At 70.6% G+C, this 22,665-nt stretch carries 20 protein-coding genes and 1 tRNA gene; 9 read left to right on the top strand and 12 right to left on the bottom strand.

What is annotated here, in order from left to right; all coding sequences use genetic code 11:
• Positions 1-223: 223 nt before the first annotated feature.
• The 10 genes from ACGFWJ_RS24060 to dnaA all read right to left on the bottom strand — a co-directional run bounded on the left by ACGFWJ_RS24060 (position 224) and on the right by dnaA (position 14,453).
• A tRNA-Ile gene (locus tag ACGFWJ_RS24060) sits at positions 224-297 on the bottom strand.
• Positions 298-313: 16 nt separating this feature from the next.
• A complete protein-coding gene (locus tag ACGFWJ_RS24055; protein WP_392952978.1) occupies positions 314-1,687 on the bottom strand; it encodes a class I SAM-dependent methyltransferase in 1,374 nt (457 codons plus the stop codon).
• A 221-nt stretch (positions 1,688-1,908) separates the two neighbouring features.
• A complete protein-coding gene (locus tag ACGFWJ_RS24050) occupies positions 1,909-2,607 on the bottom strand; it encodes a DUF3566 domain-containing protein (protein ID WP_392952975.1) in 699 nt (232 codons plus the stop codon).
• A 143-nt stretch (positions 2,608-2,750) separates the two neighbouring features.
• A complete protein-coding gene (gene gyrA / locus ACGFWJ_RS24045; protein WP_387639840.1) occupies positions 2,751-5,351 on the bottom strand; it encodes a DNA gyrase subunit A in 2,601 nt (866 codons plus the stop codon).
• A 37-nt stretch (positions 5,352-5,388) separates the two neighbouring features.
• The gene (gyrB, locus tag ACGFWJ_RS24040; protein ID WP_387639837.1) at positions 5,389-7,380 is read right to left on the bottom strand and encodes a DNA topoisomerase (ATP-hydrolyzing) subunit B; all 1,992 of its coding nucleotides are present in this window, start codon (positions 7,378-7,380) and stop codon (positions 5,389-5,391) included.
• 272 nt (positions 7,381-7,652) lie between these two features.
• Complete coding sequence (locus ACGFWJ_RS24035; protein ID WP_387639835.1) at positions 7,653-8,165, bottom strand: DUF721 domain-containing protein; 513 nt, start codon at positions 8,163-8,165, stop codon at positions 7,653-7,655.
• A 67-nt stretch (positions 8,166-8,232) separates the two neighbouring features.
• A complete protein-coding gene (recF, locus tag ACGFWJ_RS24030; protein ID WP_392952970.1) occupies positions 8,233-9,369 on the bottom strand; it encodes a DNA replication/repair protein RecF in 1,137 nt (378 codons plus the stop codon).
• A 36-nt stretch (positions 9,370-9,405) separates the two neighbouring features.
• Positions 9,406-10,281 (bottom strand): phosphogluconate dehydrogenase (NAD(+)-dependent, decarboxylating), encoded by an 876-nt coding sequence (gene gnd, locus ACGFWJ_RS24025; RefSeq protein WP_387639828.1) that lies wholly within the window; start codon positions 10,279-10,281, stop codon positions 9,406-9,408.
• Between the two features lie 143 nt (positions 10,282-10,424).
• Positions 10,425-11,555 carry a DNA polymerase III subunit beta gene (gene dnaN / locus ACGFWJ_RS24020; protein ID WP_387639826.1) on the bottom strand — a complete coding sequence of 377 codons (1,131 nt, stop codon included), beginning with the start codon at positions 11,553-11,555 and terminating at the stop codon, positions 10,425-10,427.
• Between the two features lie 1,053 nt (positions 11,556-12,608).
• Entirely contained in the window at positions 12,609-14,453 is a 1,845-nt protein-coding gene (dnaA, locus tag ACGFWJ_RS24015) for a chromosomal replication initiator protein DnaA (RefSeq protein WP_387639823.1), read from the bottom strand.
• Between the two features lie 427 nt (positions 14,454-14,880).
• On the opposite strand from dnaA, the gene rpmH reads away from it, so the two are divergent.
• The 9 genes from rpmH to ACGFWJ_RS23970 all read left to right on the top strand — a co-directional run bounded on the left by rpmH (position 14,881) and on the right by ACGFWJ_RS23970 (position 21,429).
• Positions 14,881-15,018, top strand: coding sequence for a 50S ribosomal protein L34 (gene rpmH, locus ACGFWJ_RS24010; protein WP_387639821.1), 138 nt, complete (start codon positions 14,881-14,883; stop codon positions 15,016-15,018).
• A 19-nt stretch (positions 15,019-15,037) separates the two neighbouring features.
• Positions 15,038-15,466, top strand: coding sequence for a ribonuclease P protein component (rnpA, locus tag ACGFWJ_RS24005; protein ID WP_392952967.1), 429 nt, complete (start codon positions 15,038-15,040; stop codon positions 15,464-15,466).
• Positions 15,463-15,777: a membrane protein insertion efficiency factor YidD gene (yidD, locus tag ACGFWJ_RS24000; RefSeq protein WP_387639816.1), complete on the top strand. Its 315-nt coding sequence runs from the start codon at positions 15,463-15,465 to the stop codon at positions 15,775-15,777. Before rnpA ends, yidD begins: the two co-directional genes overlap by 4 nt.
• Before the next feature lie 3 nt (positions 15,778-15,780).
• On the top strand, positions 15,781-16,920 hold the full coding sequence (gene yidC / locus ACGFWJ_RS23995) for a membrane protein insertase YidC (RefSeq protein WP_392952964.1): 1,140 nt from the start codon (positions 15,781-15,783) through the stop codon (positions 16,918-16,920).
• 56 nt (positions 16,921-16,976) lie between these two features.
• Positions 16,977-17,498 carry a protein jag gene (locus tag ACGFWJ_RS23990; protein ID WP_387639812.1) on the top strand — a complete coding sequence of 174 codons (522 nt, stop codon included), beginning with the start codon at positions 16,977-16,979 and terminating at the stop codon, positions 17,496-17,498.
• A 139-nt stretch (positions 17,499-17,637) separates the two neighbouring features.
• Positions 17,638-18,417: a 16S rRNA (guanine(527)-N(7))-methyltransferase RsmG gene (rsmG, locus tag ACGFWJ_RS23985; RefSeq protein ID WP_387640716.1), complete on the top strand. Its 780-nt coding sequence runs from the start codon at positions 17,638-17,640 to the stop codon at positions 18,415-18,417.
• 261 nt (positions 18,418-18,678) lie between these two features.
• Positions 18,679-19,644 (top strand): ParA family protein, encoded by a 966-nt coding sequence (locus tag ACGFWJ_RS23980; protein ID WP_392953304.1) that lies wholly within the window; start codon positions 18,679-18,681, stop codon positions 19,642-19,644.
• Positions 19,641-20,693: a ParB/RepB/Spo0J family partition protein gene (locus tag ACGFWJ_RS23975; protein ID WP_392952961.1), complete on the top strand. Its 1,053-nt coding sequence runs from the start codon at positions 19,641-19,643 to the stop codon at positions 20,691-20,693. The genes ACGFWJ_RS23980 and ACGFWJ_RS23975 overlap by 4 nt, the downstream gene beginning before the upstream one ends.
• Before the next feature lie 118 nt (positions 20,694-20,811).
• Positions 20,812-21,429, top strand: coding sequence for a GNAT family N-acetyltransferase (locus tag ACGFWJ_RS23970; protein ID WP_392952959.1), 618 nt, complete (start codon positions 20,812-20,814; stop codon positions 21,427-21,429).
• Positions 21,430-21,634: 205 nt separating this feature from the next.
• Here the strand turns inward: ACGFWJ_RS23970 and trxA are convergent, their stop codons facing one another.
• The gene (gene trxA, locus ACGFWJ_RS23965; RefSeq protein WP_380480255.1) at positions 21,635-21,961 is read right to left on the bottom strand and encodes a thioredoxin; all 327 of its coding nucleotides are present in this window, start codon (positions 21,959-21,961) and stop codon (positions 21,635-21,637) included.
• A gap of 119 nt (positions 21,962-22,080) precedes the next feature.
• On the bottom strand, positions 22,081-22,665 hold a 585-nt coding region (locus tag ACGFWJ_RS23960; RefSeq protein ID WP_392952956.1), incomplete at its 5' end, for an NAD(P)/FAD-dependent oxidoreductase.

Here is a 22,665-nt window from a genome sequence, read left to right as displayed (position 1 = left end):
GGCGGGGCCGGTCATCCGCCGGCCGGAGCAGAGGTCGCGTTGTGTCCCACGTCACCCAATGACCGGGTCTGTCGCCCGGCTATCCCCGACTTCACATCAGTTTCGAGTCAGCTCACCCTGTGTTTCGCCTCTGCGCACCGGGCTCAACGAGCCGTCGCGGCCGGAGGTTACGGGGAAAATGTCGAAGGCCCCGATCACCAGGTGATCGGGGCCTTCGCGCCGGTGGGCCTAACAGGACTTGAACCTGTGGCCTCTTCCTTATCAGGGAAGCGCTCTAACCGTCTGAGCTATAGGCCCTTGCCGCACTCAAAGATTAGCGGACCGATGGCTGATCTCCCAAATCCGTATCCGCGGCCCCCGTCGGGCGGTGCTGCTCAGCGGCCTCGGCGAGCCACTGGGCGCGGGTGGCGGGGAGGCGGGAGGCGCCCGCGGGGGTGGGGCGGACGGCGAGGACCTGGTTGATGCCGATGCGGTTCTGCTCGAAGGCGAGGGCGCAGGCGGACATGTAGAGACGCCAGACCCGCGCTCGGCCGCGGCCGGCGAGGGCGGCGGCGTCGGGCCAGTGGGACTCCAGGTTGGCGACCCATTCGCGGAGGGTGCGGCCGTAGTGCTCGCGGAGGGCCTCGACGTCGCGGACCTCGAAGCCGGCTTCCTCCAGGCGGGTGACGGTGGCGCCGACGGGGGAGAGCTCGCCGTCGGGGAAGACGTAGCGGTCGATGAAGGGGGAGAGCCGGTACTTCTCGCCCGGGTCCAGCGGGCGGCGGGCGATCTGGTGGTTGAGCAGGCGGCCGCCCGGGGCGAGCAGGTCGTACAGGTGGCGGGCGTAGACCAGGTACTGGGCCGAGCCGACGTGTTCGGCCATGCCGACGCTGGAGATGGCGTCGAAGGGCCCGTCGGGGATCTCCCGGTAGTCCTGGAGCCGGATCTCGATCCGGTCGGCCAGACCGGCCTCGGCGACCCGCTGACGGGCCAGCGCGACCTGTTCGGTGGAGATGGACACTCCGACCGCCTGGACGCCGTAGTGGCGGGCCGCGTGCAGCACCAGGGAGCCCCAGCCGCAGCCGACGTCCAGCAGGCGCATGCCGGGGCGCAGGCCGAGCTTGCGGCAGATCAGGTCGAGCTTGGCCTCCTGGGCGTCCTCCAGGCTCTTGGAGTCGGGGGTCCAGTAGGCGCACGAGTAGACCATGGTGGGGCCCAGCACGAGCCCGTAGAAGTCGTTGCCGACGTCGTAGTGGTGGCTGATCGCGGCGCGGTCGCGGCGGCGGCTGTGCAGGCTGCCGCGGCGGCTCCGGACCTCCTCGGGCGGGGGCGCGGGTACCGGGCCGAGCGCGCCGAGGCGCAGGGCGGCGGCGAGCAGGCGGCGGCCGGGGGCGCCGAGGAAGTGGCGCGGGCCGAGCCGCAGGGTGCGGATGTCCGGGTCCTCGGCGAACGCGGCGACGGCGTCCAGCACCTCGTAGAGGTCGGTGCCGGGGTCGAGTTCGAGGTCGCCGGCCACGTAGGCGCGGGCCAGGCCGAGCTCGCCGGGGGCGCAGATCAGGCGGCGCAGGGCGCGGCGGTTGCGCAGGACGATGGTGGGGGCGCCCGGCGGGCCGGCCTGGGAGCCGTCCCAGGTGCGTACTCGCAGTGGGAGCCGACGGCCGATCAGGCCTTCGAGTGCTCGGACCAGTTGCTGTGCGTTCTCCGCCATCACGGACCTCTCGACCGGCCGTACCCGTCCGGGCCGCCCGGTGTCCGCTGTCGCGGCCGGTGGGCCCCGTGCTCGTTCGTGTATGTCATTTGTCCACGCGGCTGCGGTGCGGCCGATCCCGGCGCGCCGCCCGGTCACCCGATTGCCGCCGGAGACGGCGACGGGCCCCGAAGGCTTCAACAGCCTTCGGGGCCCGGGGAATTCCGTGATCTGACGCTGGGTCAGTCCTCTTCGGCGAGGGTGAGTTCGACGCCGCCGGTGAAGCCGGCCGCGGTGTTGTAGATGAACGCGGCGAGGGTGGACAGCGCGGTCATCAGGACCACGTCGACCACCGCGATCAGGGTGGTGAACATCATGACCTTGCCGAACCCGATGTAGTCCATCAGGTTGAACGCGCCGGAGCTGTCGGTGCCGGTGACGTCCTTGAGGGTGCTGGTCAGGGAGTCGAAGACGCCGAGGCCGTCCAGGGTCATCCAGAGCACCGCGGAGGCGACGATGACGATGATGCCGACGGCCAGCGAGAGCACGAAGCTGACCTTCATGACCGACCACGGGTCGGCCTTGGTGATCCGCAGCCGGGCCTTGCGGACCCGGCCGGTGCCGCCGCCGCCACCGCCGCCACCGGTGCCCTGTGCGGGGCGCGGGGCGCCGGGGGCGCCGCCCTGCGGGCCCGGGCCGCCGGTGCGGGTGCCGCGCGCCGGCGTGTTCTGGCCCTTGGCGTACGTGGTGGGCTGGGAGAAGCCCGGCGGGCCGCTGGGGGCCGGCGGGTTCTGGCCGCTGTAGCCGGGCTGGCCGGCCTGGGGCATCACCGAGGTGGACGTGGCGGGGTTCTCGGGGCGCTGCGGCGCACCGTACGGTGTCCCGCCCGGTCCGCCCGACAGACCGCCCGTGGCACCTCCAGCACCCGTGGCTCCGCTCACCGTGGTCCTCCCGAACCGTCCGCCAGGCCGATCGAACCGCCTGGTCCGTGTTGTGCTCGCTCCGCCTGCCCGGTTGGCCTGCGGTCAACCCGCGATGCCCGCCCCGCCGGAAGCGGGACGGGCACCACGGTCGCGGTCGTGCGTCAGCCCTGGTCGGGCGTGCCGTCCGCCTCGTGCTCGGTGGCGGTCGCGGTCTCGGTCGCCTCGGCGTCGAGCTCCGCGCCCTCCTCCTCGTCGGCTTCCGCGTTGCGGGCCATGCCCACCACCGCGTCGCGCTTTCCGAGGTTGATCAGTTGGACGCCCATGGTGTCACGTCCGGTTTCACGAACCTCGGAAACCCTGGTCCGGATCACTCCTCCGGAGAGCGTGATGGCCATGATTTCGTCGGTCTCCTCGACCACCAGGGCGCCGACCAGCGAGCCCCGGCCTTCGACGATCTTCGCAGCCTTGATACCGAATCCGCCGCGACCCTGGACACGGTACTCGTCGACCGACGTCCGCTTGGCGTAACCGCCGTCGGTGGCGGTGAAGACGTACGTCCCCGGGCGGACCACGTTCATCGAGAGCAGTTCGTCGTCCTCGCGGAACGACATGCCCTTGACGCCGGAGGTGGCCCGGCTCATCGGGCGCAGTGCCTCGTCGGTGGCCTTGAAGCGGATCGACTGGGCCTTCTTGGAGATCAGCAGCAGGTCGTCGTCCGCGGAGACCAGCTCGGCGCCGATCAGCTCGTCGTCCCGGCCCTCCTCGTCCTGGCGCAGGTTGATCGCGATCAGGCCGCCGGAGCGCGGGGAGTCGTAGTCCTTGAGCGGGGACTTCTTGACCAGGCCGCCGCGGGTGGCGAGCACCAGGTACGGCTTGTCCTCGTAGGTGCGCACCGCCATCACCTGGGTGATGTGCTCCTCCGGCTGGAAGGCCAGCAGGTTGGCGACGTGCTGGCCGCGGGCGTCGCGCCCGGCGTCGGGCAGCTCGTAGCCCTTGGCGCGGTAGACCCGGCCCTTGTTGGTGAAGAACAGGATCCAGTTGTGCGTGGTGGTGACGAAGAAGTGGTCGACGATGTCGTCCTGCTTCAGCTGCGCGCCGCGCACGCCCTTGCCGCCGCGCTTCTGCGAGCGGTAGAGGTCGGAGCGGGTGCGCTTGACGTAGCCGCCGCGGGTGATGGTGACCACGATGTCCTCTTCGGCGATGAGGTCCTCGATCGAGAGGTCACCGTCGGAGGGGATCAGGGTGGAGCGCCGCTCGTCGCCGTACTTCTCGACGATCGCGGTGAGCTCCTCGGAGACGATCTCGCGCTGCCGGGCGGGCGAGGCGAGGATCGCGTTGTACTCGTTGATCTTGGCCTGGAGCTCGTCGTGCTCGCTGAGGATGCGGGCGCTCTCCAGGGCGGCCAGGCGGCGCAGCTGCATCTCGAGGATGGCGTTGGCCTGGAGTTCGTCGATCTCCAGCAGCTGCATCAGGCCGGTGCGGGCGGCGTCGGCGCTCTCCGAGGCGCGGATCAGCGCGATCACCGCGTCGATCTGGTCGAGTGCCTTGAGCAGCGCGCGCAGGATGTGGGCGCGCTCCTCGGCCTTGCGCAGCCGGAAGGTGGTCCGGCGGACGATGACCTCGATCTGGTGGGCGACCCAGTGCCGGATGAAGGCGTCCAGCGAGAGGGTGCGCGGCACGCCGTCGACCAGGGCCAGCATGTTGGCGCCGAAGTTGGTCTGCAGGTCGGTGTGCTTGTACAGGTTGTTGAGCACGACCTTGGCGACCGCGTCCCGCTTGAGCACGATGACCAGGCGCTGGCCGGTGCGCGAGGAGGACTCGTCGCGGACGTCGGCGATGCCGGCGATCCGGCCGTCCTTGACGAGGTCGGCGATCTTCAGGGCGAGGTTGTCCGGGTTGACCTGGAACGGCAGCTCGGTGATCACCAGGCACTGGCGGCCCTGGATCTCCTCGACCTCGACCACCGCGCGCATGGTGATCGAGCCGCGGCCGGTGCGGTAGGCGTCCTCGATGCCGCGGCGGCCGACGATCAGCGCGCCGGTCGGGAAGTCGGGGGCCTTGATCCGCTCGATCAGGGCTTCCAGCAGCTCCTCGTTGGAGGCCTCGGGGTGCTCCAGCGCCCAGAGCGCGCCGGAGGCGACCTCGCGCAGGTTGTGCGGCGGGATGTTGGTGGCCATGCCGACCGCGATGCCGGTGGCGCCGTTGACCAGCAGGTTGGGGATGCGTGCGGGCAGGACGGTGGGTTCCTGCTGGCGGCCGTCGTAGTTGGCGGCGAAATCGACGGTCTCCTCGTCGATGTCGCGCATCATCTCCATCGCCAGCGGCATCATCTTGCACTCGGTGTAGCGCATCGCCGCGGCCGGGTCGTTGCCCGGGGAGCCGAAGTTGCCGTTGCCGTCGACCAGCGGCATCCGCATCGACCAGGTCTGCGCGAGGCGGACCAGGGTGTCGTAGATCGAGGTGTCGCCGTGCGGGTGGTAGTTACCCATCACGTCGCCGACCACGCGGGCGCACTTGTAGTAGCCCTTCTCGGGCCGGTAGCCGCCGTCGTACATCGCGTAGAGCACGCGGCGGTGCACCGGCTTGAGGCCGTCGCGGACCTCGGGCAGGGCGCGCGACACGATGACGCTCATCGCGTAGTCGAGGTAGGAGCGCTGCATCTCGGTCTCGAGCTCGATGAGCTCGACCCGGTGTCCGCTCTGGGCAGGGGTGGTGCTGTCCTCGGGCTGCTCGCCGCCGTCCGGACGGTTGTCGTCGACCACTGGTGGTCAGTTTCCTTTCAACGATCCTTGGCGGACGTCAGACGTCCAGGAAGCGGACGTCCTTCGCGTTGCGCTGGATGAAGGAGCGGCGGGCCTCGACGTCCTCGCCCATCAGGACGGAGAACAGGTCGTCGGCACGGGCGGCGTCCTCCAGGGTGACCTGGAGCAGCAGGCGGTGGGCGGCGTCCATGGTGGTGACGCGCAGCTCCTCGGCGTTCATCTCGCCGAGGCCCTTGAAGCGCTGGATGGCGTCGTCCTTGGGGAGCCGGCGGCCGGCCTCGACGCCGGCCGCGATCAGCGCGTCGCGCTCGCGGTCGGAGTAGGCGTACTCGAACTCGTCCCGGCCCCACTTGATCTTGTACAGCGGGGGCATCGCCAGGTAGACGTACCCGGCCTCGACCAGCGGGCGCATGAAGCGGAACAGCAGGGTCAGCAGCAGGGTGCGGATGTGCTGTCCGTCGACGTCGGCGTCGGCCATCAGCACGATCTTGTGATAGCGGAGCTTCTCGGCGTCGTAGTCCTCCTGGATGCCGCAGCCGAAGGCCGAGATCAGCGCCTGGACCTCGGTGTTCTGCAGCACCTTGTCGATCCGGGCCTTCTCGACGTTCAGGATCTTGCCGCGGATCGGGAGGATGGCCTGGGTGCGCGGGTCGCGGCCCTGCTTGGCGGAGCCGCCGGCCGAGTCACCCTCGACGATGAAGATCTCGCACTCGGCCGGGTCCTTGGACTGGCAGTCCGAGAGCTTGCCGGGCAGCGAGGCGGACTCCAGCAGGCCCTTGCGGCGGGTCAGGTCGCGGGCCTTGCGGGCGGCGACCCGGGCGCTGGCGGCCTGGATGGACTTGCGGACGATGTCCGCGGCCTCGTTGGGGTTGCGGTCCAGCCAGTCGGCGAGGTGCTCGTTGACGACCTTCTGCACGAAGGTCTTGGCCTCGGTGTTGCCGAGCTTGTCCTTGGTCTGGCCCTCGAACTGCGGCTCGCCGAGCTTGACCGAGATGATCGCGGTCAGGCCCTCGCGGATGTCCTCGCCGGAGAGGTTGTCGTCCTTGTCGCGGAGCAGCTTCTTGTCGCGCGCGTACCGGTTCATCAGACCGGTCAGCGCGGCGCGGAAGCCCTCCTCGTGGGTGCCGCCGCCGTGGGTGTGGATGGTGTTCGCGAACGAGTACACGCCCTCGGTGTAGGACGAGTTCCACTGCATCGCGATCTCGGCGGAGATCCGCTTGTCCTTGTCCTCCGCCTCGAAGTCGATCACCGAGGGGTGGACCGCCTCGCCCTTGCGGGAGTTGAGGTGCGCGACGAAGTCGGCGATGCCGCCGTCGTACTTGTACGTGACGGCGAGCGGCTTGCCCTCCTCGTCGGCGTGCTCGGCGCGCTCGTCGGTCAGCGAGATGGTCAGGCCCTTGTTGAGGAAGGCCATCTCCTGGAAGCGGCGCGAGAGCGTCTCGAAGGAGTAGACGGTGGTCTCGAAGATGTCCGGGTCGGCCCAGAAGGTGACGGTGGTGCCGGTCTCCTCGGTGGCCTCGTGCTTGGCCAGCGGGGCGGTCGGGGCACCGGCCTTGTACTCCTGGGTCCAGCGGGCGCCGTCGGTGAGGATGTCCACCGCGAGGCGGTTGGAGAGCGCGTTCACCACGGAGATGCCGACGCCGTGCAGACCGCCGGAGACCGCGTAGCCGCCGCCGCCGAACTTGCCGCCCGCGTGCAGCACGGTCAGGACGACCTCGACGGCCGGCTTGTCCTGGCCGGGCATGATGCCCACCGGGATGCCTCGGCCGTTGTCCACCACCCGCACGCCGCCGTCGGACAGGATCGTCACGTCGATGGTGTCGGCGTGGCCGGCCAGCGCCTCGTCGACCGAGTTGTCGACGATCTCGTAGACCAGGTGGTGCAGGCCGCGCTCACCGGTCGAGCCGATGTACATGCCGGGGCGCTTGCGGACGGCGTCGAGTCCCTCCAGCACCTGGATCGCGCTGGCGTCGTACGCCTTGTTGTCGGACGGGTCTGGGGTCTGGCTGGGGTTGCCGGAATCGGCCACGAAGCGCCCTCTCTGGCACAGCGGGGCCGCGCCCCTTCCCGCTTGTCTGGGCAGGTGTGCGACCACGGCGTTTCGACTCTGTTGCTCCACGCAACGGTGTTTGCGCTTCAGTCTACCGGTACGACTGACAGAGAGGGGCGTTTGGCAGCCCCTGAGGGCAGATGTGCCGCCCTGAATCCCCTCGGGACGAGTCCCGATACTCGGCAGGGGGGCTCAGAGCGCCTGGACGGGCCGTCAGCGATTCCGGAGGGCCCCGATCCGCTCCGCCGGGCTCAGCCCCAGGTGTCCCCGGGGCCCTTGCTGCCGGGCGCCCGCAACCGCCCGTAACCGCGGACCGGGGCGTCCGGGCCGAGCACCTTGATCACCCGGACCGTGCCGTGCCCCAGCTCGTGATTCAGCCGGGCCACCAACTGGCGTGCCAGCAGCCGGAGTTGAGTGGCCCACGCGGTGGAGTCGCACTGCACGGTGAGCACCGCCTCGGACTCCGCGTACGACTTGGGTTCACAGTGCGCAGCGATGTCCGGCCCCACGATCTGCGACCAGCGGCCCATCACGCCGCCCACCGCGGCCGGCGCCTCCCAGCCCCGTTCGGTGATCAGCCGGTTCAGCGCGGCACCCAGCGGCACCGGGTCGCGGCCGTCCGCGCGGGCGCCGCTGCGCAGTCCGGTCCGCTTGGCCTCCCGGCGCTCGCGGACCTGCTCGCCGCGCTGCCGGGCCTGCTCCTTGGCGGCGCGCAACGCCACCCGGGCCAGGTCCACACCCGAAAGCTCCGAACCCTCCGACATCACGCTCCATCCCCAGGCTGTGGACAACTGCACCGACGAGCGGTCCAGGGTACGGGCTCGCCGGGACTCACGCGGTGAGCCGGGTCACGGTGCCGTCCGCGACGGCGTACCGGGCGCCGCTGAGCGCCTTCGGGACGTCCTCCGCGACCGCCGCGGTGACCAGCACCTGCTCGCCGCCGGCCACCAGCTCGGCCAGCCGGTCGCGGCGGCGGGCGTCCAGCTCGGCGAAGACGTCGTCCAGGATCAGCACCGGCTCGCCGCCCTCGGAGCGCAGCAGCTCGTACGAGGCGAGCCGCAGGGCCAGCGCGTACGACCAGGATTCGCCGTGGCTGGCGTAGCCCTTGGCGGGCAGCGGGCCGAGCCGCAGCAGCAGTTCGTCGCGGTGCGGGCCGACCAGGGTCAGACCTCGCGCGACCTCCTGCGGCCGGGCCGCCTGCAGGGCGTCCAGCAGCTGCTGCTCGGCCTGTTCGCGGCTGGTCGGCAGCTCGCCCTCGAAGGAGGAGCGGTACTCCAGCACGGTCTCCCCGCCGCCCGGGGCGAGCTGGCGGTAGGCCTCGGCGACCAGCGGCTGCAGGGCGGCGACCAGCTGGATCCGGAAGGCGGTCAGTTCGGCCCCGGTGCGCGCCAGGTGGCCGTCCCAGACCTCCAGGGTGGCCAGGTCGGCGGCCTTGCCGCCGCCGTGCCGGCGGGCCGTCGCGGCGGTCTTCAGCAGGGCGTTGCGCTGCTTGAGCACCCGCTCGTAGTCGGAGCGCACCCCGGCCAGCCGGGGCGCGCGGGCGGTCAGCAGCTCGTCCAGGAAGCGACGGCGCTCGCCCGGGTCGCCCTTGACGAGGGTGAGGTCCTCGGGGGCGAACAGCACGGTGCGCAGCACGCCCAGCACGTCGCGCGGGCGGACGTTGTCGGAGCGGTTCAGCCGGGCCCGGTTGGCCTTGCCGGGGGTGATCTCCAGCTCCACCAGGGTGTTCCGGCCGCCCTGCGCGACCACGTTGGCACGGATCACCGCCCGCTCGGTGCCGAGGCGCACCAGCGGGGCGTCGGTGGCGACCCGGTGGCTGCCCAGGGTGGCGATGTAGCCGATCGCCTCGACCAGGTTGGTCTTGCCCTGCCCGTTGGGCCCCACGAACGCGGTGACGCCCGGGTCGAGCGGAACCTCGACCCGGGCGTAGGAACGGAAGTCGGCGAGCGACAGGTGCGCGACGTGCATGACGGTGGACTGCGCTCGCCTTCTGGCCGTGGGTGGTTACTTCGACTCGACCGCGTGGCCGCCGAACTGGTTGCGCAGCGCGGCGATCATCTTCATCTGCGGCGAGTCGTCCTGGCGGGAGGCGAAGCGGGCGAACAGCGAGGCGGTGATCGCCGGCAGCGGCACCGCGTGGTCGATCGCGGCCTCGACCGTCCAGCGGCCCTCGCCGGAGTCCGCGGCCCAGCCCTTGAGCTTGGCCAGGTGCTCGTCGTCGTCCAGCGCCCGGACCGCCAGGTCGAGCAGCCAGGAGCGGATGACGGTGCCCTCCTGCCAGCTGCGGAACACCTCGCGCACGTCGGTGACCTCGGGGGCCGCCTCCAGCAGCTCCCAGCCCTCGGCGAAGGCCTGCATCATCGCGTACTCGATGCCGTTGTGGACCATCTTGGCGAAGTGGCCGGCGCCGACCTTGCCGGCGTGCACCGAGCCGAACTCGCCCTCGGGCTTGAGCGCGTCGAAGACCGGCTGGACCTTCGCGACGTGCTCGGCGTTGCCGCCGTACATCAGCGCGTAGCCGTTCTCCAGGCCCCAGACGCCGCCGGAGACGCCGCAGTCGACGAAGCCGATGCCCTTGGCGGCCAGCAGCTCGGCGTGCTGGATGTCGTCGGTCCAGCGGGAGTTGCCGCCGTCCACCACCACGTCGCCGGGGGAGAGCAGCTCGGCCAGGTGCTCGACGGTCTCCTGGGTCGGACCGCCGGCCGGGACCATCACCCACACCACGCGGGGGCCCTCGAGCTTGGCGACCAGCTGCTCCACGCTGTCGACGTCGGCGAGGTCGGGGTTGCGGTCGTAGCCGATGACGGTGTGGCCGGCGCGGCGGATGCGCTCGCGCATGTTGCCGCCCATCTTGCCGAGACCGATGAGGCCGAGCTCCATGACAAGTCCTTCACTGTGGTGTCGTGCTTGACGGCGGCGCCGTTGCCGCGCTCCCCGAGCCTACGCCGCTGATCGGGAAGGTCCGGGCAGCCACAGGGGCGCGGAGGCCGGTGGCCCTCGCGCCCCTGGTGGTCCGGGCTCGGTCAGCCGGAGAGGCGGACCGGCATGATCAGGTACTGGTAGGCCTCGTCGGGCTCCGCGTCCACCGCGGGCTTGCCGGTGAGCAGGGCCGGCTTGGTCGGGGTGGTGAAGCTCAGCTGCGCGTAGGCGGCGTCGATCGCCTTGAGCCCCTCCTCCAGGTAGCCGGGGTTGAACGCGATCGAGATGTCGTCGCCCTCGAGGTCCGCCTCGACCCGCTCGGAGGCCTGGGCGTCGTCGCCCGAGCCGGCCTCCAGGGTCAGCACGCCCTGCTCGAAGTTCAGCCGGACCGGGGTGTTGCGCTCGGCCACCAGCGAGACGCGCTTGAGCGCCTCCAGGAACGGCTGGGTCTGCACCGCGGCGACCGCCGAGAACTCGGTCGGGAAGATCGACCGGAACTTCGGGAACTCGCCCTCCAGCAGGCGGGTGGTGGTCCGCCGGCCGGCGCCCTCGAAGCCGATCAGGCCCTCGCCGGCACCGCCGGTGGACAGCGCGATCGACACGTGGTCGCCGCTGCCCAGCGACTTGGCGATGTCCTGCAGGGTCTTGGCCGGGACGAGCGCGACGGCGTTGATGTCGTCCTGCTCGGGCTTCCACAGCAGCTCGCGGACGGCGAACCGGTACCGGTCGGTGGCGGCCAGGGTGATCCCGCTGCCGTTGATCTCGACCCGGACGCCGGTCAGCACCGGGAGGGTGTCGTCACGGCCGGCGGCGACCGCGGCCTGGCTGACCGCCGAGGCGAACACGTCGCCCGGGACGGTGCCGGTGGCGGTCGGCATCTGCGGCAGCGCCGGGTACTCGTCGACCGGCAGCGTCGGCAGGGTGAACCGCGAGCTTCCGCAGACCACGCTGACCCGCATACCGTCGGTGGAGATCTCCACCGGGCGGTTCGGCAGGTTGCGCGAGATGTCGTTGAGCAGACGACCGGAGACCAGGACGGTGCCGGCCTCCTCGACGTCCGCCTCCAGCTCGACCCGGGCCGAGACCTCGTAGTCGAAGCCGGACAGCGCCAGCTTGCCCTCCTGCGCCGTCAGCAGCAGGCCGGCCAGCACCGGCACCGGCGGCCGCGCGGGGAGGCTGCGGGCGGCCCAGGCCACCGCCTCCGCGAGGACATCACGCTCCACCCGGAACTTCACCGGTAACCGCCTCCTGGCTGCTGTCGCCGCGCCGTCGGCCCGTATCGCCGACCGGCGCTGTTGATCGTCTTCCGGCTCCCCGCCGACCGGACTAGCTCCGCTCGGCTTCCAGGTGCCGAAGGACAGTCTGACGTACTCGGCCGACAGTCGGGGCAGATGGGCGGAAGCAAGCCGAACAGATGTCGGGGCGCGGTTGTCCACAGATTCGGGCCACCCCCACTGTTGATCAAGTCTCGAGGTCTCTAGGTGTAGCAGTAGTAGTAGGGCCTGTGGATACCGTGGATAACCCCGTTTTCGCAGGTCAGAGCCGGTTTTTTGTCCACAGGTCTTGTGGACGGCCGATGTGGACAACCTAGGCCTGCTGTGGACAGCGGAGCGTAATCCACAGGGCACTGTCAGTATCCACAGGTTATCCCCAGGTTCATCCACAGAAATTGCCTGGGTTATCCACGGGCTTCGATCAACATCACGTGACGCCTTTCACACCCAGGCCTGACAAGGGAGTTGATGTTGTCGAACTGTGGACGCCGCTGTGGAAAACCTGGGGATAACTCCCCATCTCCTGTGGACGACCTGTGGACGACCATGAGGACACCCTGACGGCTCCTCAGTTCTCCACAGGCTGTGGATAACTGTTGTGCACAAGTCCACAGGGGTCTGACCTGCGCCGAAGAGCGTAGCCGTGATCCGCCTGTGGAGGAACCTCTGGATAACTCGGGCCGGTGGAGCCTGTGGACGGGGAAATCCCACCCGTTCCTGTGGACAACTCCAGTACGCACCCGAACCGTTCGAATTGCTGCGCTGATGTTCGGGTGGGCGGCGGGTCGGCCGCCCGGGGCCACTGAGTCGATTCCTGCCCCGCTGCCGGCCGTTCCACACCCACGGATCGCCCGGATTCGCCCGGGCAGCCCGTCTCCGGCCCGTTCCCGGCCTATCTCCGGCCCGTCTCCGACCTGTTTCCGGCCCGTCTGCGGCCCGCTGCGGGCACGCCGAAGGGGAGCCCGGCCGACTCGGCCCGACTCCCCTTCGGATGCGTCAACTGCCGCCCTGCGGCTAGCTCTTGATGCGGTTGGTCAGCTCGGTGACCTGGTTGTAGATGGACCGCCGCTCGGCCATCAGTGAGCGGATCTTCCGGTCCGCGTGCATCACCGTGGTGTGGTCCCGGCCGCCGAACTGCGCGCCGATCTTCGGCAGCGACAGGTCGGTCAGCTCCCGGCACAGGTACATGGCGATCTGACGGGCCGTCACCAGCACCCGGCTGCGCGAGGATCCGCACAGGTCCTCCACGCCCAGCCCGAAGTACGCGGCGGTCTGCTGCATGATCACCTGCGCGGTGATCTCCGGCCCGGCGTCCTCGGCGCCGCCCGGGATCAGGTCCTTCAGGACGATCCCGGCCAACTCCAGGTCCACCGGCGCCCGGTTCAGGTTGGCGAACGCGGTGACCCGGATCAGCGCGCCCTCCAACTCCCGGATGTTGCGGGTGATCCGGGACGCGATGAACTCCAACACGTCGGCGGGAGCGTTGAGTTGCTCCTGGATCGCCTTCTTGCGCAGGATCGCGATCCGGGTCTCCAGCTCCGGCGGCGTGACGTCGGTGATCAGGCCCCACTCGAACCGGTTGCGCAGCCGGTCCTCCAGCGTGATCAGCTGCTTGGGCGGCCGGTCCGAGGAGAGCACGATCTGCTTGTTGGCGTTGTGCAGGGTGTTGAACGTGTGGAAGAACTCCTCCTGCGTCGACTCCTTGCTGGCCAGGAACTGGATGTCGTCGACCAGCAGGATGTCGATGTCCCGGTAGCGCTTGCGGAACGCGTCCGCCTTGCCGTCCCGGATCGAGTTGATGAACTCGTTGGTGAATTCCTCGGAGCTCACGTACCGCACCCGGGTGCCCGGGAACAGGCTGCGCGAGTAGTGCCCGATGGCGTGCAGCAGGTGGGTCTTGCCGAGACCGGACTCGCCGTAGATGAACAGCGGGTTGTACGCCTTGGCCGGGGCCTCGGCGACCGCCACCGCCGCGGCGTGCGCGAAGCGGTTGCTGGCGCCGATCACGAAAGTGTCGAACAGGTACTTGGGGTTCAGCCGGGCGTTCGGCTCGTCCTTGCGGGAGCCGCCGGCCGGGGGAGCGCCGGGCGGGGCCGGGACGCCGGGAGCGGGGCGCCGCTCCACCGGGGCCGGCCGGTCGGACGGACGGGGCGCGCCCCGCCGGGAGCCGCCGTGCCGCGGCCGGTCCTCGTCCGGGGAACCCAGCGCGCCGCCGAACAGGTCGCCCTGCGCCGAGTCCGGGCCCGGACGGCTGGTCCGCCGCGGGGCCGGCTCCGGGCGCCGCTCGGGCGCCGCCTGCGGCTCCCAGCTCCCGCCGTTCGGGTCGGGCTGCTCCCGGTACGGGTCCTGCGGCGGGGCCCCGTAGGGCTCGGCCGGCGGGTAGCCCTGCGGGTAGGACGGACGCTGGTAGTCGTCGCCGCCGGGGCGGCCCGGCCAGGCGCCCGGCTGCGGCTGGTAGCCCTGTTCGGCCTGCTGGTAGCCCTGCTCCGACGGGTAGCCCTGCTCGGACGGGTAGCCGTGTTCGGACCGCGGGTGCGGCCACTCCGCGCCGTCCTCGGGCTCCGGCTCGGGCTCCTGCTCGGCGGGCGGGGCGGCGTTGGCGTCCACCATGACGGCGATCCGCACCTGCCGGCCGAATTCGTGCGAGATGGCCTCGGTCAGCTGCGGCAGCAGCCGGCCCTCCAGCACCTGCTTGGCGAACTCGTTGGGCGCCGCGAGCAGGGCGGTGTCGTGCATCATCCACATCGGCTGGGTGCGGCGGACCCAGTTCTTGTCCTTCTCCACGACATCGCTGTCGCTGACCAGTCGCTCGACGACCCTCGACCACATCAGGACGAGATCGCTGTTGACATCAGCCACTGGTACACGCTTTCTCGTTCCCCGGGCAGGGGCAGTCAGTCAAGGTCGGGAGTGGTTGGGGTGGGCGCGGCGCGAAGGCGGCCGCGAGCACAGAACAAAAGAGACAAGTCCTGCAACGGTAGTCAGCGCGCAGAGCTGATTCAAGTCGTTGTCCACAGGCTGTGGGCAACGGGCCGCCACCCACCTGGTTTGACCCTCGGACCCGCCGCCGCGTACCGTAACCAGGTCGAGTTGTCGATGGCCGCTGCCGCATGTCCGCGGGTCCACCCGCTTCCATGACGCGCGCAGCACGGGCGCCGTGGTGGTCCCGGTCCAGCAGATCTGGGCCCCGGGACCGGATTTCCCAGTGCAAGGGGAGATCGCGCGGACGCACGGTGACGGCCAAGCGACCTCCCGTCATCCTACGATTCACCCCAGGAGCCCCCGAGTGAGCAAGCGCACCTTCCAGCCGAACAACCGTCGTCGCGCCAAGACCCACGGCTTCCGGCTGCGTATGCGTACCCGCGCCGGCCGCGCCATCCTGGCCGCGCGTCGCAACAAGGGCCGCAGCGCCCTGTCCGCCTGATCCGCGCCAAGGGTCTGCAGTGCTGCCCACCGAGAATCGGCTGCGGCGGCGCCAGGACTTCGCGACCGCGGTGAAACGCGGTCGCCGCGCCGGTCGGCCCCTGCTGGTGGTCCACCTCCACAGAGAGGTGGCACCTGATGAGGGCGCCGACCGGAACAGCGACTCCCGCCCGCACGTCGCCGAGGGGCTTCCTTCGGCGCGTGCGGGTTTCGTCGTGAGCAAGGCCGTTGGTCCGGCCGTGGTCCGCAACGTGGTGAAGCGTCGGCTGCGTCACCTGGTCCGCGAGCGTCTGTCCCGGGTGCCCGAAGGTAGCCTGATAGTGGTACGGGCGCTGCCCGCTGCGGCGGCGGCCTCGTACGAAGAGCTCGGGCACGACCTGGACGCGGCGCTGCGCCGCCTGTTCAGGTCGGATCCGGCCGGCAGTGCCCCGACGGGAACAGGGCGATGAAGTACCTGCTGATGGGCCTGATCAGGCTCTACCAGTGGACGATCAGTCCACTGCTCGGCCCGGTGTGCCGTTACTACCCCTCGTGCTCCCGCTACGGGTACGAGGCGGTGCGCGTCCATGGGGCGATCAAGGGAAGCGGGCTGACCGCTTGGCGCATCCTGCGCTGCAATCCCTGGTCTCCCGGTGGGGTCGACCATGTTCCGCCGCGAAAGCATCCGGTGTGGCACCGCCGGCTGCGCAATCTGATGACCCCCACGAGCGGGACCGCCGAGCCGGAGCCGGTGGCGAAGCCCGATGTCCAAGGAGTCTGACCGGTGACCTTCGGTTTTCTGAGTCCCCTCTACTACGCGGTGTCCTGGATCATCGTCCAGTTCCACTCGCTGTTCAGCCACGTCTTCGATCCTGACGGCGGCTGGGCCTGGGGCCTGTCCATCGTGATGATGGTGGTCGTCATCCGGATCTGCCTGATCCCGCTCTTCGTGAAGCAGATCAAGGCGACCCGGGCCATGCAGGCGATCCAGCCGAAGATGAAGGCCATCCAGGAGCGCTACAAGAACGACAAGCAGCGCCAGTCCGAAGAGATGATGAAGCTGTACAAGGAGGCGGGTACCAACCCGTTCTCCTCGTGCCTTCCGATCCTCGTGCAGGCGCCGTTCTTCACCGCCCTCTACGGTGTGCTGGCCTCGGTCGCCAACGACAAGCCGATCGGCGTCATCGACCAGAGCCTGCTGGAGAGCGCCAAGCACGCGCACATCTTCGGTGCCCCGCTGTCGGCGAAGTTCGTCGGCGCGGACAGCATCCAGGTGCAGATCGTCTGCGCGGTCATGATCGTGCTGATGTCGCTGTCGCAGTTCATCACGCAGCGCCAGCTGATGACGAAGAACGTGGACCTGTCGGTCAAGACGCCGTTCATGCAGCAGCAGAAGATGCTGATGTACGTCTTCCCGGTCATGTTCGCCGTGATGGGTATCAACTTCCCGGTCGGTGTGCTGGTCTACTGGCTCACCACCAACGTCTGGTCGATGGGCCAGCAGCTGGTCGTCATCCGCAACAACCCGACGCCGGGCAGCCGGGCGTGGGACGAGCGGCAGGCCCGCCTGAAGAAGCAGGGCCGGCTCAACCCGGACGGCTCGGTCAAGAAGGCCGGCGGTGTGCTGGCCACGCTGACCGGTTCCAAGAGCGCCGAGGCCCAGGCCCAGGCGGTGGCCGAGGAGAGCGTGCAGGTGCGCCGGCAGCAGCCGCGCAAGCAGAGCAAGGCCCAGCGCCAGGCGACGGCGGCCCACCAGGCGCACGCCGCGGAGGAGCAGGGCCCGGCGGGCGACGAGGCGAGCGCCGAGCCGACCGATGCCGAGCAGTCCGGTACGAAGGCGGGCGGGGCGAAGCCGGCCGACCGGCAGGGTCAGCGCCAGCAGCCGAAGCGCGGCGGCCAGACCTCGCGGCCGAAGAAGAAGTAGTCCCGACCCTCGTTCCCGGCCCCATCCGAGGGCCTCATTGCTGAAGGAGTCCACCTGTGACCGATGGCACCACCTCCGCCGTCGAGACCGCGCCGGCCGGTGAGAGCGCCCTCACGCGTCTGGAACGCGAGGGTGACATCGCCGCCGACTACCTGGAGGGTCTGCTGGACATCGCGGACCTGGACGGCGACATCGACATGGACGTCGAGGGGGACCGGGCGCTGGTCTCCATCGTCGGCGAGGGCGACGACCGGACGCTGCAGCGGCTGGTGGGCCAGGACGGCGAGGTGCTGGAGGCGCTCCAGGAGCTGACCCGGCTGGCCGTGCACCGGGAGACCGGTGAGCGCAGCCGACTGATGCTGGATGTCGCGGGCTTCCGGGCGCGCAAGCGGGCCGAGCTCGCGGAGCTGGGCGCGGACGCGGCCGAGCGGGTCAAGCGCACCGGCGAGCAGGTCAAGCTGCAGCCGATGACCCCGTTCGAGCGCAAGGTGGTGCACGACGCGGTGGCAGCCGCGGGGCTGCGCAGCGAGTCGGAGGGCGAGGAGCCCCAGCGTTGTGTGGTCGTACTGCCGGCCTGATGCCGGTGGTGCCGTCGGAACGGCGTCCGACCCCGCCCGCCTCTCGCGGGCGGGGTCGTTGCCTTTGCGGTGGACTGATGTTTCACGTGGAACAGTGCAGGACGGGTGGGTGGATTCGACGGTGAGCGGAGAGGCAGAGATGGACAGGGACGGCACGGAGCCTGAGGCGCCGCTGGAGGGGCTGGCCGAAGCGCCGGCGGCAGCGGGACGGATCTTCGGCGATCGGCTGCCACTGGCCGTGCGCTACACCGAGCTGTTGGCGACCGCCGGCGTGCAGCGCGGCCTGATCGGTCCGCGTGAGGTGCCCCGGCTGTGGGACCGGCACGTGCTCAACTGCGCGGTGCTGGGCGAGTTGCTGCCCAACGAGGTCTCGCTGTGCGACGTCGGCTCGGGTGCCGGGCTGCCCGGCATCCCGGTGGCGCTGGCCCGCCCGGACGTCTCGGTGACGCTGCTGGAGCCGCTGCTGCGGCGCACCACCTTCCTGGAGGAGGTGGTCCGTGAGCTCGGTCTGGAGAACGTCACCGTGTTGCGCGGCCGGGCCGAGGAGATGATCGGCAAGCTGGCCGTGGACGTGGTGACCGCCCGTGCGGTGGCTCCGCTGGACCGGCTGGCCGGATGGGGCATGCCGCTGCTGCGGCCCTACGGGCAGATGCTGGCGCTGAAGGGCGACACCGCGGAGCAGGAGCTGACCGACTCGCGGGCGGCGCTGACCCGGCTCGGCGCGGTGAAGTGGTCGGTGATCGGCGTCGGCGAGGGCGTGCTGGAGACCCAGACCCGGGTGGTCCGGGTGGAGGCCGGCGAGAGCCCCGGCGGCGTCAAGGCGGCCACCCGGCGGGCCAAGGCGGCCCGGGCCGGTCGCGGCGGCAAGGGCGCCGAGGGCGCCGGCCGGCGTGGCGGCAGTGGCCGCGGGCGGCGCTGACCCGGTTGGACGCGGTGAAGTTGCGGGGCGGGTGGCGATCGGGTCACCCGCCCCGTCGGCTTGTCGGCACCCCGGAGTGTCGGGCCGCCGGATACCGACATTCCGGGCATCGTGTTCCACGTGAAACGTCGCTTCCTGCTGACCGGCGTACTTGATCAGGAGCTGAACCGGACCCGTGAACGGGACCCGGCAGTGACTGTCGCGGCTCCGGTTTCACGTGAAACACTGGCCCCCATGCAGGAGTCGGAGATCGTCGATCAGGTGGATGAAACCCCCGTCGCACGTGCCGCGCACGCCGTCGTCCCCGTCACCGGGTACGCCGGGGAGGGGCTTCCCCGACCCGCCGCCACCCGGGTCATGGTGGTCGCCAACCAGAAGGGTGGGGTCGGCAAGACCACCACCACCGTCAACCTGGCCGCCTCGCTCGCCATGCACGGCCTGCGGGTGCTGGTCATCGACCTCGATCCGCAGGGCAACGCCTCGACCGCCCTGGGCATCGACCACCACGCCGAAGTGCCGTCGATCTACGACGTGCTGGTGGAGGGCAAGCCGCTGGCCGACGTGGTGCAGCCGGTGGTGGACGTCGAGGGGCTGTTCTGCTGCCCGGCCACCATCGACCTGGCCGGCGCGGAGATCGAACTGGTCTCGCTGGTGGCCCGGGAGAGCCGGCTGCAGCGGGCCATCGCCGCCTACGAGCAGCCGCTGGACTACGTGCTGATCGACTGTCCGCCCTCGCTCGGGCTGCTGACCGTCAACGCCATGGTGGCCGGCCAGGAGGTGCTGATCCCGATCCAGTGCGAGTACTACGCGCTGGAGGGGCTGGGCCAGCTGCTGAAGAACGTGGAGCTGGTGCGGGCGCACCTGAACCCGATGCTGCACGTGTCGACCATCCTGCTGACCATGTACGACGCCCGGACCAGGCTGGCCGCGCAGGTCGCCGAGGAGGTGCGGACGCACTTCGAGAAGGAGGTGCTGGCCACCGCCATCCCGCGATCGGTGCGCATCTCCGAGGCCCCGAGCTACGGGCAGACCGTGCTCACCTACGACCCCGGTTCCAGTGGCGCGCTCTCCTACCTGGAGGCGGGGCGCGAGCTGGCGCTGCGGGCCGAGGTCGCGAAGACGACGGTGGGGCGCCACCGGGCGGGTGCGGAGGTCGTTCCGCCTCGCAATGGCGCGGAGCCGTCCGCGTCGACGGCACAGCACAGTTCGATGGAGGGCAAGCGGTGAGTGGCACGCGCAGGGGTCTGGGCAGGGGTCTGGGAGCGCTGATTCCGGCGACCCCGGCGGCGGCCGGGGGAGCGGCCGCACCGGCCGGCCCGCCGGCGCCGGTGGTTCCCACCGATCGCGGCACGGTGGCGGCCAAGGCCGCCGCGGAGAGTCTGCGGGAGCTGGCCGGGGATCAGCGCCGCAGTGTGCTGGAGCAGGCGCTGGCGCCGGTGAACGGGGCCCGGTTCGCCGAGCTGCCGCTGGATTCGATCAGCCCCAACCCGCGCCAGCCGCGCGAGGTGTTCGACGAGGAGAAGCTCGCCGAACTGGTCGCCTCGATCAAGGAGGTCGGCCTGCTGCAGCCCGTGGTGGTCCGTCAGACCGGCCCGGAGCGCTATGAACTGATCATGGGTGAGCGCCGCTGGCGGGCCTCCCGTGAGGCCGGCCTGGAGGTGATTCCGGCGATCGTCCGGGCCACCGAGGACGACAAGCTGCTGCTGGACGCGCTGCTGGAGAACCTGCACCGGGCCGAGCTGAACGCGCTGGAGGAGGCTGCCGCGTACGACCAGCTGCTGCGCGACTTCGCCTGCACGCACGACCAGTTGGCCGGGCGGGTCGGCAAGTCCCGCTCGCACGTGTCCAACACGCTGCGGCTGATGAAGCTGCCGGTCGCGGTGCAGCTGAAGGTCGCGGCAGGGACGGTCACCGCCGGGCACGCCAAGGCGATCCTGATGGTGCCGGACGGGGCGGGCCAGGAGCTGTTGGCCGAGCGGGTGGTGGCCGAGCTGCTGACGGTGCGGGCCACCGAGGAGATCGCCGGGCTGATGGCCGGTGAGACCCCGAAGGCGAAGAAGGCCGGTCCGCGGGTGGGCCGGACGGTTTCGCCGGCCTTCACCGAGCTGTCGGACCGGCTCTCGGACCGCTTCGAGACCCGGGTCAAGGTCGAGGCCTCGCAGCGTGACGGCCGGATCGGCAAGGGCAAGGTGGTGCTGGAGTTCGCCTCGGTCGAGGACCTGAACCGGATCCTGGACAGCCTCGCGCCGGGCGAGCAGGGGCTGCAGCTCTCCTGACGGTGAGCCCGAACGGCGAACAACGGGTGCATGTTTCACGTGAAACGTGCACCCGTTTCGTCGCTCGGAGCAGACTGGACTCCAGGGCCGGTTTCCGCGTGGAGGAGGAGGTACGGGCGTGGGGCGAAGGGTCGTTCCGCTGACACTGGACAACCTCTCGGAGCTGCCGAACACCTGCCGCTCCTGCGTGTTCTGGGAGCTCGATCCGGTCAGCGGACGGGCCGCGCAGGACGGCGGCAAGGGCGAGTTGGAGAAGGAGGGCTGGATCTCCGCGGTACTGCTGGACTGGGGATCCTGCGGCAGAGTCGCCTACGTGGACGACCGACCAGCCGGGTTCGTGCTCTACGCCCCGCCCGCGTACGTGCCGCGCGGGCAGTCGTTCCCGACCAGCCCGATCTCCCCGGACGCGGTGCAGCTGATGGTCTCCCGGGTGCTGCCGGAGTTTCAGGGACAGGGCCTGGGGCGGGTGTTGGTGCAGACGGTGGCCAAGGACCTGATCCGGCGCGGCTTCCGGGCGATCGAGGCGTTCGGCGCACAGGGCAGTGAGATCCCCAGCTGCGTGCTGCCCGCCGAGTACCTGCTGGCGGTCGGCTTCAAGACCGTCCGGCCGCACCACCGGTATCCGCGGCTGCGGTTGGAGGCGCGTTCCACGCTGTCCTGGAAGGGTGACATGGAGGGCGCGCTGGAGCGGCTGCTCGGCGGGCGGCGCAAGGAACCGGCGCTGCGGCCGTTCTGAGGGTGTCTGAGGGAGTTTGCGGGACGCGTTCTGCGCTCCGGGCCGGTCGGCGCGGAGCGGGCCGCCGTGCTCTCAGGGCTTCCTGACGAAGCCTCGTGGAGCATTGCGGTGGCCTGCGACGGCTCGTGGGGCCACGGAAACGCCGAGGCGGCCCGTACGGGGGTTCCCCGCGCGGGCCGCCTCGGCGACGGCCGTCCGGAACGGACTACAGGTACTCGGCCAGCTCGCGCAGCAGCGCGGCCTTCGGGCGGGCACCGGTGATGGTCTTCACCAGCTCGCCGCCCTTGTAGACGTTCAGCGTCGGGATGGAGATCACGTTGTAGGCCGCGGCGGTCTCCTGGTTGGCATCCACGTCGAGCTTGACGACGGACAGCTTGTCGCCGTGCTCGGCCGCGATGTCCTCCAGGACCGGGGCGATCTGGCGGCACGGGCCGCACCAGGTGGCCCAGAAGTCGACCAGGACGGGCTTGTCGCTCTTGAGGACCTCGGCCGCGAAGGTGGCGTCGGTTACTTCCTTGGTGGCGCCGGCCACGGGAACTCCTTGGGGTCGGAGGAGAGATGCGAGAGGGATAACAACGGCGGGGGCGGTTCTGTTTCGGGGAGGAAACGGTCGCCGCCCCCGGCCGGAGGGCTGCTCGGCCCGGTGTGGCGTCAGACCGCGACGGCCGCGGTCTCGGCCTCGGCGTCGGTCAGCGCGGCGAGGTAGCGCTCGGCGTCCAGCGCGGCGGAGCAGCCGGTGCCGGCGGCGGTGATCGCCTGGCGGTAGGTGTGGTCGACCACGTCGCCGGCGGCGAAGACGCCGGGGATGTTGGTGCGGGTGGAGGGGGCCTCGACCTTGAGGTAGCCCTCGGCGTCGAGGTCGAGCTGGCCCTTGAACAGGTCGGTGCGCGGGTCGTGGCCGATCGCGATGAACAGGCCGGTGACCGGGAGCTCGCGCAGGTCACCGGTGTTGGTGTCCCGGAGGGTCAGGCCGGTCAGCTTCGGGTCGCCGTGGATCTCCTCGACCGCGCTGTCCCACTCGAAGCGGATCTTCGGGTCGGCGAAGGCGCGCTCCTGCATCGCCTTGGAGGCGCGCAGGGTGTTGCGGCGGTGGACGATCGTGACGCTGCGGGCGAAGCGGGACAGGAAGGTGGCTTCCTCGAGGGCGGTGTCGCCGCCGCCGACGACCGCGATGTCCTGGTCGCGGAAGAAGAAGCCGTCGCAGGTCGCGCACCAGGAGACGCCGCGGCCGGAGAG

Source organism: Kitasatospora sp. NPDC048407 (assembly GCF_043200475.1).
GTDB lineage: Bacteria > Actinomycetota > Actinomycetes > Streptomycetales > Streptomycetaceae > Kitasatospora.
The sequence above is the reverse complement of the archived record's forward strand: the minus strand, read 5'-3'. Positions and strand labels throughout refer to the sequence as shown.